11 protein-coding genes and 2 tRNA genes are annotated in these 15,105 nt (G+C 63.6%); 7 read left to right on the forward strand and 6 right to left on the reverse strand.

Going from position 1 to position 15,105, the window contains the following annotated elements:
- Positions 1-143: 143 nt before the first annotated feature.
- Both ACTHJ1_RS09370 and ACTHJ1_RS09375 read right to left on the reverse strand, forming a co-directional pair.
- A complete protein-coding gene (locus ACTHJ1_RS09370; RefSeq protein ID WP_440191092.1) occupies positions 144-767 on the reverse strand; it encodes a response regulator transcription factor in 624 nt (207 codons plus the stop codon).
- A complete protein-coding gene (locus tag ACTHJ1_RS09375; protein WP_440191095.1) occupies positions 764-2,515 on the reverse strand; it encodes a PAS domain-containing sensor histidine kinase in 1,752 nt (583 codons plus the stop codon). The genes ACTHJ1_RS09370 and ACTHJ1_RS09375 overlap by 4 nt, the downstream gene beginning before the upstream one ends.
- A gap of 218 nt (positions 2,516-2,733) precedes the next feature.
- Between ACTHJ1_RS09375 and aceE the strand changes: the two genes are divergently transcribed.
- The 3 genes from aceE to lpdA are packed head-to-tail and all read left to right on the forward strand — an operon-like array spanning position 2,734 to position 8,869.
- Positions 2,734-5,418, forward strand: coding sequence for a pyruvate dehydrogenase (acetyl-transferring), homodimeric type (gene aceE / locus ACTHJ1_RS09380; protein WP_440191098.1), 2,685 nt, complete (start codon positions 2,734-2,736; stop codon positions 5,416-5,418).
- 27 nt (positions 5,419-5,445) lie between these two features.
- Positions 5,446-7,098, forward strand: a complete 1,653-nt coding sequence (gene aceF, locus ACTHJ1_RS09385; RefSeq protein ID WP_440191101.1) for a dihydrolipoyllysine-residue acetyltransferase — start codon at positions 5,446-5,448, stop codon at positions 7,096-7,098.
- A 10-nt stretch (positions 7,099-7,108) separates the two neighbouring features.
- Positions 7,109-8,869: a dihydrolipoyl dehydrogenase gene (gene lpdA, locus ACTHJ1_RS09390; protein ID WP_440191104.1), complete on the forward strand. Its 1,761-nt coding sequence runs from the start codon at positions 7,109-7,111 to the stop codon at positions 8,867-8,869.
- Positions 8,870-8,974: 105 nt separating this feature from the next.
- Here lpdA and ACTHJ1_RS09395 read toward each other — a convergent pair whose 3' ends face one another.
- Positions 8,975-9,541: a DNA-3-methyladenine glycosylase I gene (locus tag ACTHJ1_RS09395; protein ID WP_440191107.1), complete on the reverse strand. Its 567-nt coding sequence runs from the start codon at positions 9,539-9,541 to the stop codon at positions 8,975-8,977.
- 107 nt (positions 9,542-9,648) lie between these two features.
- Between ACTHJ1_RS09395 and murI the strand changes: the two genes are divergently transcribed.
- The 4 genes from murI to ACTHJ1_RS09415 are packed head-to-tail and all read left to right on the forward strand — an operon-like array spanning position 9,649 to position 12,899.
- Positions 9,649-10,461: a glutamate racemase gene (gene murI, locus ACTHJ1_RS09400; protein ID WP_440191110.1), complete on the forward strand. Its 813-nt coding sequence runs from the start codon at positions 9,649-9,651 to the stop codon at positions 10,459-10,461.
- Positions 10,462-10,520: 59 nt separating this feature from the next.
- On the forward strand, positions 10,521-11,045 hold the full coding sequence (locus ACTHJ1_RS09405) for a hypothetical protein (protein ID WP_440191113.1): 525 nt from the start codon (positions 10,521-10,523) through the stop codon (positions 11,043-11,045).
- Positions 11,046-11,047: 2 nt separating this feature from the next.
- The gene (kynU, locus tag ACTHJ1_RS09410; RefSeq protein WP_440191116.1) at positions 11,048-12,298 is read left to right on the forward strand and encodes a kynureninase; all 1,251 of its coding nucleotides are present in this window, start codon (positions 11,048-11,050) and stop codon (positions 12,296-12,298) included.
- 40 nt (positions 12,299-12,338) lie between these two features.
- Positions 12,339-12,899, forward strand: a complete 561-nt coding sequence (locus ACTHJ1_RS09415; protein WP_440191119.1) for a hypothetical protein — start codon at positions 12,339-12,341, stop codon at positions 12,897-12,899.
- A 22-nt stretch (positions 12,900-12,921) separates the two neighbouring features.
- Here the strand turns inward: ACTHJ1_RS09415 and ACTHJ1_RS09420 are convergent, their stop codons facing one another.
- From ACTHJ1_RS09420 to ACTHJ1_RS09430, 3 genes are all read right to left on the reverse strand, one after another.
- Positions 12,922-14,454 carry a sensor domain-containing diguanylate cyclase gene (locus ACTHJ1_RS09420; protein ID WP_440191122.1) on the reverse strand — a complete coding sequence of 511 codons (1,533 nt, stop codon included), beginning with the start codon at positions 14,452-14,454 and terminating at the stop codon, positions 12,922-12,924.
- Positions 14,455-14,732: 278 nt separating this feature from the next.
- Positions 14,733-14,809: transfer RNA gene (locus tag ACTHJ1_RS09425), tRNA-Val, on the reverse strand.
- A 25-nt stretch (positions 14,810-14,834) separates the two neighbouring features.
- A tRNA-Leu gene (locus ACTHJ1_RS09430) sits at positions 14,835-14,919 on the reverse strand.
- Between the last annotated feature and the right edge of the window lie 186 nt (positions 14,920-15,105).

Here is a 15,105-nt window from a genome sequence, read left to right on the forward strand (position 1 = left end):
CCCGCAGGGACTTCGGCCGCCTAAGGCGGCGGCCGAACCCAACTCAGCGAAGCGGACACGAGGGCACCCGGACCGCTGCGGACTTGCTGCTCAAGAACCAAAAAAAACAGCGATTTGCGTCGATGCTGCTCAAGAACTCAAAATCAAGCCGTCTCGGGCTTGGCCAGCGCCACCTTCATCAAGTCGGCCACCGTCGTCACCTCGAGCTTTTCCATGATGTTGGCGCGGTGCGCCTCGACGGTCTTGATGCTGATGCCCAGGTCGTCGGCGATCTGCTTGTTCAGGCGGCCCGCGACGATGCGTCCCAGCACCTGCTGCTCGCGCGCCGTGAGGCGCGCCAGCATGGCTTCGTGGTCGCGCTGCGCCTGGTACTGGCTGATGCGCTGCACCGCCTGTTCGAGCATGCGGGCCACGGTGTCGCGCAGATCGGCCTCGTTGAAAGGCTTTTCGAGAAAATCGACTGCGCCTTTCTTGATGGTGGTCACCGCCATGGGCACGTCGCCGTGACCGGTGATGAAGACGATGGGCAGCGGCGCCTTGCGCGCGATCAACTGCTCCTGCAGCTCCAGGCCGCTCATGCCGGGCATGCGCACGTCGGCGATCAGCACACCGATCTGGCCGGGATCGTACTCGTCGAGAAATGTCTCGGCGCTGGCGTAGGGCCGCACCCGGTAGCCATTGGCTTCGAGCAGCCAGCGCAGCGAATCGCGCACGGCCTCGTCGTCGTCGACGATGAAGACGGTACTGGGCGTGGAGGGGGAGGTCATGCGTGCAACTCCTCGGACTGGTCGTTCTGCAGCGGGGTTTTAGGATCGACGGTCGGCAGGGTAAACCTGAAAATCGTGCCGCCGGCCGGGTTCGGGTCCGCCCAGAGGCGGCCATGGTGGGATTCGATAATGGTACGGCAAATATTCAAACCCATGCCCAAGCCCTGGGTTTTGGTGCTGAAGAAGGGTTCGAACAAGCGTTCGGGATCGGAAATGCCGTGGCCGCGGTCGACCACCGCCACCTCGAGTTGCTGCTCGTGCAGGATCACGGCCACCTTGAGTTCGTCCGGCTCCCGGTTCTCCATGGCTTCCATGCCGTTTTTGATCAGGTTGAGCAGCACCTGCTCGATGAGGATCGGGTCGGCGAGCACGTCGGGCGCATCCGAAGGAACGAAGCTCTCGATGCGGATGCGGCGTTTGCGGGCGTCGATCTCGGCAAAGCCGATGGCATTGTCGACGATGCGGCGGATCGGCACGGCCTGGCGGCGCGGTTCGCTGCGCTTTACGAACTCGCGGATGCGGCTGATGATCTTGCCGGCGCGCTCGGCCTGGGCGGCGGCCTTCTCCAGCGCCGGCAGCAGCATGTTGGGGCTGGTATGTCCTGCCTTGACCAGAGCCACCGCGCCCATGCTGTAGTTGTAGATGGCAGTGAGCGGCTGGTTCAGCTCGTGCGCCAGCGACGAGGCCATTTCGCCCATGGTGGTCAGGCGGCTGGTGATCTGGATTTTTTCCTGCTGCACGCGCGAGGCCTCTTCGTGCTTGCGGCGCTCGGTGATGTCGCGCGCCACCTGCATGCGCACGCGACGTCCGTCGGTCCAGGCCAGCATGCGGTGATGCACTTCGAACCACCGCTGCACCGACGGGGCGAACACCTCTACCGATTCGTCGGTGAAACGGCCGCGGCGGCCGGCCAGCAGTTCGTCGTGGCCGCCCGTCTGCGCGCCGAAGATGCGCCGGTACGTGCGGTTGGCAAAGAGCAGTTCCAGACTGTCGTGCGTGTCGGCCGTGACTGAAATGGCGTCGTCCAGACCTTCCAGCACCGTCATGAAGCGCTCGTGCGCGGCGGTCAAGGCCTCGCGGATGCGCTTGGGCTCGGTGATGTCGGTCATGGAGGTCATCCAGCCGATCTGGTTGCCGTTCGGATCCAGCAGCGGCGAGACATAGAGTCGCGCGGCAAAGCGCGAGCCGTCGCGGCGCTGGGCTTCCAGTTCCAGGCCGCTGTTTGGCGCCTTGCCCGACATCAGCAAATCCAGCGTATGCTGGTGCTGCTCATGACGGCCCGGCACCCAATAGGGGAAAGGCGCGGAGCGGCCGACCAGGTCGGCTTCGTTCCAGCCGATCATGCGGCAAAACGCCGGATTGACGTAGGCGATGCGCGCTTCCATATCGAGCACGCGCATGCCGGTGGACATGGAGTTCTCCATGGCGCGGCGAAAAGCGGTCTCGGCGATCAGCGCGGCCTCCGCTTTGGAGCGAAAGCGCGTGTAGCGCCATAGCATCAGCAGGCTCACCACGATCACGCAGGACAGCGCGATCACCACCCACGTCAGGCGCTGCTGGCGCATCTCCTGGTCGATGGTGACGAACATGACGCTGTCGTCGCGGATGCGCTGCAGCCAGAAGAACGCGCCCATCACGCACAGGTACAGTACCAGCACGAGGGCGGGCGTGAGCCAGTACAGGCCGCGTCGGCGCTTGCGGGCCTGATCGTGGAACGGAGTAGGGATGAGGGATTTGGGGTTGGACATGGCGTCTGGCCGGGAATCGCGTGATTTTAATGCGTGCCGGATTCCCGCGGGCCCGCCGCGAGCGTGATCATGACGTGGCGTTGAATTTCATATTGCAAAATGCCGTACCGCAACATGAAATTTTCTGTATCTCGGGGTAAGCTTGCGACCCAGTAAGCTCAAGTCGCCATGTCTAGGCCCTGTCTGGCTCGGCATTTACTTTATAACGGAGACAGCACATGTCCGCTTCGCTTCCCCAAGACGACGATACTCTAGAAACCCAGGAATGGCTTGAGGCTTTGGCGGCGGTCCTCGATCGCGAAGGCCCGGACCGGGCTCATTTCCTCATTGAAAAGCTGATCGACGAAGCGCGCCGCTCCGGGACGCACATCCCGTATTCGCCCAACACGGCCTACGTCAACACGATTCCGACCGCGATGGAGCCGCCGCATCCGGGCAACCTCGAGCTCGAGGCCCGCATTCGCGCCTATATCCGCTGGAACGCCATGGCCATGGTGGTCAAGGCGAACAAGCACAATCCGCCCGACGGCGGCGATCTGGGCGGGCACATTGCCTCCTTCGCTTCGCTGGCCACCATGATCTCGGTGGGCCAGAACCATTTCTGGCACGCCGAAACCGAGGACCACGGCGGCGACCTGGTCTACTTCCAGGGCCACACTTCGCCCGGCATGTATGCGCGCGGCTTCCTGGAAGGGCGCTTCACCGCCGAGCAGCTCGATCACTTCCGCCAGGAAGTCGACGGCAAGGGTCTGTCCTCGTACCCGCATCCCAAGCTGATGCCGGACTTCTGGCAGTTCCCCACCGTGTCCATGGGTCTGGGCCCGCTGATGGCCATCTACCAGGCGCGCTTTCTCAAGTATCTTGAGGCACGCGGCATCGCCAAGACTGCCGGCCGCAAGGTCTGGGTCTTCTGCGGCGACGGCGAGATGGACGAGCCTGAATCCCTGGGCGCCATCGCCCTGGCCGCGCGCGAAAAGCTCGATAATCTGATCTTCGTCGTCAATTGCAATCTGCAGCGCCTGGACGGGCCGGTGCGCGGCAACGGCAAGATCATCCAGGAACTGGAAGGCGATTTCCGCGGCTCGGGCTGGAACGTCATCAAGCTGATCTGGGGCGGCTACTGGGATCCCCTCCTGGCCGCCGACAAGGAAGGCATCCTGCGCAAGGTCATGGAAGAGACCGTCGACGGCGAATACCAGGCCTACAAAGCCAACGACGGCAAGTTCGTGCGCGACCACTTCTTCGGCAAGCATCCCAAACTGCTGGAAATGGTCGCCCGCATGAGCGACGAGGACATCTGGCGCCTGAACCGCGGCGGTCACGATCCGCACAAGGTCTACGCGGCTTTCGACGCGGCCAGCAAGCATGTCGGTCGTCCCACGGTTATCCTGGCCAAGACCATCAAGGGCTACGGCATGGGCCAGGTCGGCCAGGCCAAGAACCCCACCCACCAGCAAAAGAAGATGGAGCTCGAATCCATTCGCGAGTTCCGCGACCGCTTCGGCATTCCCATTCCCGACGACCAGCTCGAAAAGATCCCGTACTTCAAGCCGGCCGAGGATTCGGCCGAGATGAAGTACCTGCACGAGCGCCGCAAGGCCCTGGGCGGCTATCTTCCCCGCCGCCGCATGAAGGCCGACGAGAAACTCACGGTGCCCAAGCTGGACGCCTTCAAGGCCGTGCTCGACCCCACGGCCGAAGGCCGCGAGATCTCGACCACGCAATCCTTCGTGCGCGTGCTCAACCAGCTGCTGCGCGACAAGGAAATCGGTCCGCGCGTGGTGCCGATCCTGGTCGACGAGTCGCGCACCTTCGGCATGGAAGGCCTGTTCCGCCAGATCGGCATCTACGCGCCCGAGGGCCAGAAGTACATCCCGGTCGACAAGGACCAGGTGATGTACTACCGCGAAACGGTCGACGGCCAGTTGCTGCAGGAAGGCATCAACGAAGCGGGCGGCATGAGCTCCTGGATCGCGGCGGCCACGTCGTATTCGAGCAATAACCGCATCATGGTGCCGTTCTACGTCTACTACTCGATGTTCGGCTTCCAGCGCATCGGCGACCTGGCCTGGGCCGCCGGCGACATGCAGGCGCGCGGCTTCCTGCTGGGCGGCACCGCCGGGCGCACCACGCTCAACGGCGAAGGCCTGCAGCACGAAGACGGCCACAGCCACATCCTGGCCGCGACCATTCCGAACTGCGTGGCCTACGACCCGACCTTCGCGCACGAAGTCGCGGTCATCATCCAGCACGGCATGAAGCGCATGGTGGAGGATCAGGAGAACGTCTACTACTACCTGACCCTGATGAACGAGAACTATCCCCAGCCGGGCCTGACCGCCGGCGACGAGGAAGGCATCATCAAAGGTATGTACAAGCTCAAGTCCCACGGCAAGGGCAAGCTGCGCGTGCAGCTCATGGGTTCGGGCACCATCCTGCGCGAAGTCATGGCCGCCCAGGAACTGCTCGAGGCCGACTGGGGCGTGGCCTCCGACATCTGGAGCGTGACCAGCTTTACCGAGTTGCGCCGCGAAGGCCTGGACGTCGAGCGCCACAACCTGCTCAACCCCGAGGCCAAACAGCAGGTGGCCTACGTCACTCGGCAATTGGCGGGCACGGAAGGCCCCATCGTCGCCTCGACCGACTACATGAAGTTGCTGGCCGACCAGATCCGTCCTTACATGCCGGCCGGCCGCACCTATAAGGTGCTGGGCACCGACGGCTTCGGCCGCTCGGACTTCCGCAGCAAGCTGCGCGAGCACTTCGAGATCGACCGCCACTTCGTGGTGCTGGGCGCCCTGCGCGCGCTGGCCGACGAGGGCAAGCTGCCCCTGTCCAAGGTGAGCGAAGCGATCAAGAAGTACGGCATCAATCCGGCCAAGGCCAATCCCCAACACGCCTGAGCCCGGCACAGATAGGATGGTGAGACGATGAGCAATACTGTGGAAATCAAGGTTCCCGATATCGGCGACTTCAAGGAAGTCGAAGTCATCGAAGTGCTGGTGAAGGTGGGCGACACGATCAAGGCCGAACAGAGCCTGATCACGGTCGAATCCGACAAGGCCTCGATGGAGATCCCGGCGTCGCAGGGCGGCGTGGTCAAGTCGATTGCGATCAAGGTGGGCGACAAGGTGTCCGAAGGCGCCGTGGTCCTGGTGGTTGAGGACGCCGGCGCGGGCGCCGCCGCTGCGCCTGCCGCCGCACCCGCACCCACACCGGCTCCCGTGGCGTCGGCGCCTGCGCCCGCTCCCGCCGCTGCCCCGGCCGCAAGCGGCGGTTCGGCCGATCTGCTCGTGCCCGATATCGGCGACTTCAAGGAGGTCGAAGTCATCGAAGTGATGGTCGCCGTGGGCGATACCGTCAAGGCCGAGCAGAGCCTGATCACGGTCGAATCCGACAAGGCTTCGATGGAGATCCCTGCTACGCAGGGCGGCGTCATCACGGCGCTCAAGGTCAAGGTGGGCGACAAGGTATCCAAGGGCTCTCTGGTGGCCGTGGTGCAAGTTGCCGGCGCCGCGCCGGCGGCAGCTTCTGCCCCCGCCGCTTCTGCCCCGGTCGCAGCCGCGCCCGCGCCTGCGCCGGCCGCTGCGCCGGCGATGGCTGCCGCCTCTCAGGCCGCTCAGGCTTCTGCCGTGGTGGAAGATCCGGGCCTGGCTCCCGGCAAGCTGCCGCATGCCTCGCCTTCGGTGCGCAAGTTCGCGCGCGAACTGGGCGTCAACCTCAGCCGCGTCACGGGCACCGGTCCCAAGAGCCGCATCCTGTTCGACGATGTGCGCAATTTCGTCAAACAGGCTCTGGCCGGGGGCGCGGGTTCGCCCGCGGCTTCGTCCGGTTCGGCTGACGGCGCCGCGCTGGGCCTGTTGCCCTGGCCCAAGGTCGATTTCGCCAAGTTGGGTCCGATCGATCCCAAGCCGCTGTCGCGCATCAAGAAGATCTCGGGTGCCAACCTGCATCGCAATTGGGTCATGATCCCGCATGTCACCAACAACGACGAAGCGGACATTACCGACCTGGAAGCGCTGCGCGTCACGCTCAATAAAGAGCACGAGAAGGCGGGCGTCAAGTTCACCATGCTCGCCTTTGTCATCAAGGCCGTGGTCGCCGCGCTGAAAAAATTCCCCGAGTTCAATGCCTCGCTCGACGGCGACACCCTGGTCTACAAGCAGTACTACAACGTCGGCTTCGCGGCGGACACGCCCAACGGGCTGGTGGTGCCGGTGCTCAAAGACGCCGACAAGAAGGGCATCATCGACATCGCCAAGGAAATGAGCGAACTGGCCAAGAAGGCGCGCGACGGCAAGCTTTCGCCCGCCGAAATGCAGGGCGGCTGCTTCTCGATCTCGTCCCTGGGCGGCATCGGCGGCACGCACTTCACGCCCATCATCAATGCGCCCGAAGTGGCCATCCTGGGCCTGTCGCGCTCATACCAGAAGCCTGTATGGGACGGCAAGCAATTCGTGCCGCGCCTGACCATGCCCATGTCGCTGTCGTACGACCGCCGCGTCATCGACGGCGCCTCGGCCGCGCGCTTCAACGCCTACCTGGCCGCGCTGTTGGCCGATTTCCGCCGCGTCGCGCTGTAAGGGAGCCGCCATGAGCAATGTGCAAATCAAGGTTCCCGACATCGGCGACTTCAAGGAAGTCGAGGTCATCGAAGTGCTGGTGAAGGTGGGCGACACGATCAAGGCCGAGCAGAGCCTGATCACGGTCGAATCCGACAAGGCGTCGATGGAGATTCCCGCCTCGCAGGGCGGGGTGGTCAAGTCGATCGCGATCAAGGTCGGCGACAAGGTGTCCGAGGGCAGCGTCGTTCTCGAGGTCGAAGCCGCGGCAGCAGGCGCTGCCCCTGTTGCGGCAGCGCCTGCTGCCGCGCCGACGCCTGCCGTCGCGGCAGTCGCGGTGCCGGCGCCTCAGGCCGCCAATTACTCGGGCTCGGCCGATCTCGAATGCGACGTGCTGGTGCTGGGCGCCGGCCCCGGCGGCTATTCGGCCGCCTTCCGCGCTGCCGACCTGGGCTTGAACACCGTGCTGGTCGAGCGCTATTCGACGCTGGGCGGCGTGTGCCTGAACGTAGGCTGCATTCCGTCCAAGGCGTTGCTGCACAACGCCGCCGTGATCGACGAGGCCAAGGCCTTGGCCGCGCATGGCGTGGACTTCGGCACGCCCAAGATCGACCTGGACAAGTTGCGCGGCTACAAGGACAGCGTGGTGGGCAAGCTCACCGGCGGCCTGGCCGGCATGGCCAAGGCGCGCAAGGTCACCGTGGCGACGGGCGTGGGCGAGTTCGCCGACCCCAACCATATGACGGTCAAGTCGGCCGACGGCAAGACGCAAACCATCCGTTTCAAGAACGCCATCATCGCCGCCGGCAGCCAGTCGGCCAGGCTGCCGTTCCTGCCCGCCGACGAACGCATCGTCGACTCGACCGGCGCGCTGGAACTGAAAAGCGTGCCCAAGAGAATGCTGCTCATCGGCGGCGGCATCATCGGCCTGGAAATGGGCACGGTGTATTCCACGCTGGGCGCCCGTCTGGATGTGGTCGAGATGCTGGACGGCCTGATGCAGGGCGCGGACCGCGACCTGGTCAAGGTATGGCAGAAGGTCAACGCCCACCGCTTCGACAACATCATGCTCAATACCAAGACGGTGGCGGCCGAGGCCAAGCCCGACGGTATTTACGTGACCTTCGAAGGCGAGGGCGCGCCGAAGGAGCCGCAGCGCTACGACCTGGTGCTGCAGGCTGTGGGCCGCACGCCCAACGGCAAGAAGATCGGCGCCGACAAGGCCGGCGTGGCCGTGTCCGACCGCGGCTTCATCGCGGTGGACAAGCAGATGCGCACCAATGTGCCGCACATCTATGCCATCGGCGACATCGTGGGCCAGCCCATGCTGGCCCATAAGGCCGTGCACGAAGGGCACGTGGCCGCCGAAGCCATCGCCGGCGAAAAATCTTTCTTCGACGCACGCGTCATCCCGGGCGTCGCCTACACCGATCCCGAAGTGGCCTGGGTGGGCCTGACCGAAGACGAAGCCAAGAAGCAGGGCGTCAAGATCGAAAAAGGCGTGTTTCCCTGGGCGGCCTCGGGCCGGGCTATCGCCAACGGTCGCGACGAGGGCTTTACCAAGCTGATCTTCGATGCCGAGACCCATCGTATCCTGGGCGGCGGCATCGTCGGCACGCATGCCGGCGACATGATCAGCGAAGTGGTGCTGGCCATCGAAATGGGCGCCGATATGGTCGACATCGCCAAGACTATCCACCCGCATCCCACGCTGGGCGAATCGGTCGGCATGGCGGCCGAGGTGGCCGAGGGCGTGTGCACCGATCTGCCGCCGGTGCGACGCAAGAAGTAACAGGTCGTCCGGCGCGCTGCAAAAAGCGGCCGTTCAATCGAACGGCCGCTTTTTTTGCGCAATGCGGATGACGCGGCGCACACCGGCCCGCGCCGGCGCTGGCGATCAGCCTGCCTCGCAGACGTCGCGGCGAAAGCAGTCCGCCGCGTGGTCGTTGACCATGCCTATGGCTTGCATCCATGCATAGGCGATGGTCGGACCGACGAATTTGAAGCCGCGGCGCTTGAGCTCTTTTGAAATCTGTTCGGACAGCGGTGTGCTGACCACGCGCGCATGACCGTCGTTGCGCAACACCTTGCCTTGCGTGAACGACCAGCAGAAATCGCTGAATTTTTCTCCACGCGCTTGCATCTCGCAATAGATTTGCGCGCCGCGCAGAGTCGCCTCGATCTTGGCGCGCGAGCGGATGATGCCGGGATCTTGCAGCAGGCGCAGCACGTCGTCCTCGCCATATCGGGCTACCGCCTGCGGATCGAAATCGGCAAAGGCGGCGCGCAGGGCCTGGCGTTTGCGCAGCACCACCAGCCACGACAGGCCCGCCTGGAAGCTCTCGAGCATCAAGCATTCCCACAAGGCGCGGCTGTCGCGCATGGGCACGCCCCATTCGCGGTCGTGATAGTCGCGCATGAGCGGGTCGTCGCCAGCCCATGCGCAGCGGTGTATTTCGGCCATGCCAGTCTCCGTGTAAGCGATGCACGGGATATTGGACCATAATGGAATCCTGCCGGGCCGCAGCCCGGTGCTCCCACCGTCACCTCCCAGCACCAGCACACAGACTCATGTTCAACGGGACCGCGCCCATCGGTGTTTTCGATTCAGGCCTGGGGGGCATGTCCGTGGCCGCCGCCATCCGCAAACGCCTGCCGGACGAAGCCATCCTCTACGTCGCCGATTCCGGGTTCGCACCCTATGGCGAAAAGACAGACGCCTTTATCAAGGCGCGTAGCCGCCTGTTGGCGCACTGGCTGCTGCAGCGCGGCGCAAAAGCGCTGGTCGTCGCATGCAACACGGCGACGACGCACGCCATTACGCAGCTTCGGGGCGAGTTCGCCGTTCCGGTCATCGGCGTCGAGCCCGGCGTCAAGCCCGCGGTGCAATTCTCAAAGGCAAAAGTCGTCGGCGTGCTGGCCACGGCCGCGACGCTGCGCAGTAAACGGCTGCAAGAACTGTTGACTCATCACGGCCAGGACTGCCGCTTCGTATGCCAGGCCGGGCATGGTCTGGTGGAGCTGATCGAGCAGGGCATCGTAGCGGGGGCGTCCGTCTACGCGCTGCTCGAAAAAGCCCTCAGGCCCATGGCGGACGCGGGCGCAGATACCCTGGTGCTAGGGTCGACCCATTACGCGTTTCTCATGCCGAGCATTGCGCGTCTGTTCGGCGAACGATTCCAGGTGATCGAAACCGGCGGCGCCGTTGCCCGTCGGGTCGACGACAGACTGACCGCATGCGGATTGCGTGCCCAGACGCAGAGCGCCGATCCGGCGCTGCATCTTTATTCGACCGCCGCTCACACGTACCCCTTGCAGCGCCTGGCTCAGGCGCTGTCGTTGACCGCAAGCCAGGTCGCCACTGTCAGCGTGGCGTTGTCGTGACTGCGCCTGCCGGCGAGCGGCTGCAAACGGCGACAACCAGAAAGAACGGAGACCAGACCATGCCGCATCCGCCTAGACACGACAATCATCTCATCCGGTTGGGAACGTGCCTGCTGGCTGGCATGGCGCTGGTTCTGGCTTGCCAGTGCGCGAGCGCCGCGTCCGGTGACATGCGGCAGTGCGGGGCCTCCGGTGGCGCCTTGCTGGTCGGGCAAGTCGTGTCCGCGCCCAAGTTCAAACATGGCATGCATCGCAAGGGAGTCGAGCTCTCGCATACGCACCTGAAGGTCAGGGGTGGAGATGGGAAAATCTACGATGTTGCGATAGACAATGTCTTCGCATCGGGCTATCGGCCGGGCATCAAGGCCGTGCCTGCTCCGCTGGACGCCATCGCCGTGGGCGACAAGATCGAGGCATGCGGCATTCCGTATCGCGGCGGTATGCATTGGGTGCACAATAATTGCGGCGACACGCCTACCCGCTCGGACCCCGACGGCTGGCTCAAGGTGATCCAGCCCGACGGCCGCATCGGCCGGAATCTCGAAGCCAACCAAACCTACTGCCACCTTTGGCCGAGACGCTGACCATGCAAACCCGTGAATCCTGCCTGCAAGCCGATCGATGCGATTCGCTGGCGCGGCTCAAGGCGCTTTTCTCATTGCCGCCGGGGGTGATCTACCTGGACGGCAACTCGCTGGGCGCGATGCCCAAGTCCGCCCATGCCCGAGGCACCCAGGTCATCGAACAGGAATGGGGCACAGGCCTGATCCGCAGCTGGAACACCGCCAACTGGTTCGACCTGCCCGTGCGCCTGGGCAACAAGCTGGGCCGGCTGATCGGCGCGGGCGACGACGAGGTGGTCGTCACCGATACGACCTCGCTGAACCTCTTCAAGTCGCTGGCGGCCTCCCTGCGCATCCAGAGCCAGGCCCAACCCGGACGCCGCGTGATCGTGTCCGAGCGCGACAATTTTCCGACCGATCTCTACATGATCCAGGGCATGATCGATCTGCTGCAGCAAGGCTATGCGCTGCGGCTGATCGACGAACCGACCCAGCTGGAGCCGTCGCTCGACGACGATGTCGCCGTGCTGTTGCTGTCCCACGTCAACTACCGCACCGGCCATATGCACGCCATGGCCGAGGTCACCGCGACGGCTCGCCGGCGCGGCATCCTGACAATTTGGGATCTGGCGCATTCCGTGGGTGCGGTCCCGGTCGATCTGACCGGTGCGCAGGCCGACTTCGCGGTGGGCTGCACCTATAAATATTTGAACGGCGGCCCTGGCGCGCCGGCCTTCATCTGGGTCGCGCCGCAGCATCGGGATCGTTTCTGGCAGCCGCTGTCGGGCTGGTGGGGGCATAGCCGCCCTTTCGACATGGCGGCCGAATATCAGCCGGCCGAGGGCATACGCCGTTATCTCTGCGGCACGCAGCCTGTGGTGTCGATGGCGCTGGTCGAATGCGGTCTGGATATCGCGCTGCAGGCCGACATGAACCACGTGCGTGCAAAATCGCTGGCGCTGACGGATTTGTTCATCGACCTGGTCGAGGCGCGTTGCGCGGGCCACCCGCTCACGCTGGTCACGCCCCGCGACCATCGCGTGCGCGGCAGCCACGTCAGCTTCAGCCATCCGCAAGGCTACGCCGTGATGCAGGCGCTGATTGCCCGCGGGGTTATCGGCGACTACCGTGAGCCCGACGTGCTGCGCTTTGGCATCACGCCTTTGTACCTGGGCTTTGCCGATATCTGGGATGCCGTCGAAATCCTGAAAGACATCCTGGACGCCGGTTCCTGGGATCAGCCTGTCTTTCATCAACGTACTGCGGTCACGTAAATCGCCGTATGCTGTGCCGTGTACGAAGCCGAAAGGTCGCATGATGTTTAAAAGAATCGCGTCGATTCTGGGATTGACGATGGGATTGTGCCTCGGGCATGCCGCCGTGGCGGCTGATGCGGCGGCCACGGTCCCGGATCAGCCCGACCCTGCGTTCGCCCAGCAAGGCGCAGCGCTCCTGGACCGCATGATGCCGCCGGAGTTCAAAGCCCTATGGCTGGAGAACACCGCAGGCGTGGCGTCGCTGCATACCTGCGAGGCCTATGTGTCTTCTGCGGCGCTTCAGGCATGGCCCGGTCTGATCGATTTTCCGTACACCACACAACCCGCGGCGATCGTGGCCTATCTGCCGAGCGATACGCCGTACGGCCAGGATGTCTTCCAGGCCGTGCGGCAGGACGACGGCAAGTGGAAGGTGACCCGCGCCCGCGGTTCCATCGCGACGGCAGCCCCGTTCGCCGATGGCCTGGCGAACATGATCCAATCCTGTCTGGCGCATTTTGGCGCGATCGCCCCGAAGCTGGTGTACCCGACCGTGTATCCGCCGCAAATCTGGCCGCCGCCGCAGCAGCAGCGCATGACGCAAGCGGCGGCGCAATAAAGGCAATCGCGAGACTGCCTGCTCAGGCGTGCGCCGCGAGGTCTCTCATGTTGCAGACGCGATTGCGGCCCTTATTCTTCGCCAGATAGAGCGCTTCATCGGCTGTCGTCAACAAGCGGTCCAGCGCATCGGTTTCCCGAGCAGGGGTCAGCGCGCTGACCCCTGCGCTAAGCGTGACGATGCCCACTGGATTGACCGCGTGCGCGATGGCCAGTTCCCGCACTGCGGCGAGGGCCCGCTCGGCAACCTTGACGGCGCCTTTCATATCGGTGCCTGGCAATATCACCGAAAACTCTTCTCCGCCATATCGGGCGACGACGTCGCCGGGCCGCAGGGCCGCCACCGAGTCGATCGCGTGCGCGACGCGCTTGAGGCATTCGTCGCCGGCAAGGTGGCCATAGCGATCGTTGTATTGCTTGAAATAATCGATATCGAACATGATGACGGCCAGCGCGTAGCCATGTCGCTTCGCCAGGCTGAATTTTTCCGCGGCGGCAATGTCGAAATACCGACGATTCGAAATGCCCGTCAGGCCGTCGTGCATCGCCATGTTCTCCAGCCGCTGGTTGGCCTGGTGCAGCTCGATTTCGATCCGATCGCGCAGCGCGATCTGTTGCATCAGCCGCACGCCGAACCAGCTGATCAGCGAGGCGACCAGCAGGTAAAACACCGCATGTGCGAGTGTGTCGCTCCACCACGTGGCGTAGGCTTCCCCTACAGAGGAGCCCACCAGCACATAGATCGGATAAGCGCCGAGTTTACGGATGCTGTAGTGCCGAACCACGCCATCGATCGGCGATCCGATCGTCATGGATCCCTGGTCGCCTAGCCGCAGAACGGCTGCGAACAGCGCCGACCTGGAGAAGTCCTTGCCGTAGGCCTGGGTCGAGGCCGGCCAGCGCAACAGCAACGTTCCGTCGCCGAGAAATACATCGATGGCGCTGTCGGCCCAGAGGTTCAGGCGGCTGTAGAACTCCGCCAAAAAGTCGTAATTGACGTCGACCTCGGCAACCCCGGCAAAACTGCCGTCCGGACGATTGATGCGCAGGGTCACGGGCAGGACCCAGCGATGCGATATGGGGCTGAACAAGGGGGTATCGATACGTATGCCCGGATCGGGATGGGTCTGGTGATAAGCGAAGTATTCGCGGTCGGCGATATCGATTCCGTACCCAGGCTGTTTGATCGACTGAGCCACCAGACTGCCCAGATCGTCGAAAAGCACCAGATTATCCAGTTGGGGCAGGGCGACATCCTCGATGCGTATCTCCTGGGTGATCTCCTGGATCAGGCGAGCGTTCATGGTGTGGCTGGCCGCCTGGTTGCGCATGATCTGCACGGTCACGCCGGCCACCTGCACGGTGTCCTGCAATTGCTGAGCTACGATATCCGCCGCGTTGGCCGTGGTTTGTGCCAGCGTCTGCGTCTGATGCTGGTAGGTGTTCCAGCTATACCAAGCGCCCAGGCCTATCAGGGCCGCCCAGATCGAAAATATGGGAAGTGCGATACGCCAGTTAAGCGAGCGCCAGAGTCGATCAACCCGTATCTTCAGCATCGCTTTACCGTTCTTGTCGATTGATGACTGTTCTTATTGAACGTAAGGCATAGGCATAAAGCCTGATACTTGCTTTGAATCCCTCGATTAATGGTGTTCCTGAGCCCCGCCCATTGTCAATGGCGACCGGCCATTGCGCCGGCTGCCGATGCCGGCTCGTCGGGCCGGCTTTTGCCGTAAAAGGCAGGCAAGGGGCGATACAAAAAAGCCCCAGGCGATCAGGCCTGGGGCTTTTTGCGTCTCGAGTAGCCCGAAGGCGTCTCGCAGACTGTATTTGCTGGTAGGCAGTATTGGATTCGAACCAACGACCCCCACCATGTCAAGGTGGTGCTCTAACCAACTGAGCTAACTGCCTAGGGTCTGGAAAACCAGAGTTTCTGTGGTGCCCAGGAGAGGACTCGAACCTCCACACCTTGCGGCACATGGACCTGAACCATGCGCGTCTACCAATTCCGCCACCTGGGCACTGCTAGTACGTTACGCCGAGTTGTCTGATACAGGTTGTGTGATACGCTTCGCAGCATTCACGGCCGGTAAAAAACGGTCTTTATCAGCGGTACATCTATTCAGTGTCTAGCCTTGGGCTGGCCACAGAAGCTGCGCATTATATACGGGATTTCTAGCTTTGGCAAAACGACCGAACAGCGGTAC

Origin of the sequence: Bordetella sp., from assembly GCF_051960075.1 — a bacterium.
Lineage (GTDB): Bacteria > Pseudomonadota > Gammaproteobacteria > Burkholderiales > Burkholderiaceae_B > Bordetella.

Bases quoted from the DNA above. Each gene is read 5' to 3' on its own strand.
- ACTHJ1_RS09420 (WP_440191122.1), bottom strand. From the start codon at position 14,454: ATGCTGAAGATACGGGTTGATCGACTCTGGCGCTCGCTTAACTGGCGT.
- ACTHJ1_RS09415 (WP_440191119.1), top strand. From the start codon at position 12,339: ATGATGTTTAAAAGAATCGCGTCGATTCTGGGATTGACGATGGGATTG.
- ACTHJ1_RS09375 (WP_440191095.1), bottom strand. From the start codon at position 2,515: ATGTCCAACCCCAAATCCCTCATCCCTACTCCGTTCCACGATCAGGCC.
- aceF (WP_440191101.1), top strand. From the start codon at position 5,446: ATGAGCAATACTGTGGAAATCAAGGTTCCCGATATCGGCGACTTCAAG.
- murI (WP_440191110.1), top strand. From the start codon at position 9,649: ATGTTCAACGGGACCGCGCCCATCGGTGTTTTCGATTCAGGCCTGGGG.
- ACTHJ1_RS09395 (WP_440191107.1), bottom strand. From the start codon at position 9,541: ATGGCCGAAATACACCGCTGCGCATGGGCTGGCGACGACCCGCTCATG.
- kynU (WP_440191116.1), top strand. From the start codon at position 11,048: ATGCAAACCCGTGAATCCTGCCTGCAAGCCGATCGATGCGATTCGCTG.
- ACTHJ1_RS09405 (WP_440191113.1), top strand. From the start codon at position 10,521: ATGCCGCATCCGCCTAGACACGACAATCATCTCATCCGGTTGGGAACG.
- lpdA (WP_440191104.1), top strand. From the start codon at position 7,109: ATGAGCAATGTGCAAATCAAGGTTCCCGACATCGGCGACTTCAAGGAA.
- aceE (WP_440191098.1), top strand. From the start codon at position 2,734: ATGTCCGCTTCGCTTCCCCAAGACGACGATACTCTAGAAACCCAGGAA.
- ACTHJ1_RS09370 (WP_440191092.1), bottom strand. From the start codon at position 767: ATGACCTCCCCCTCCACGCCCAGTACCGTCTTCATCGTCGACGACGAC.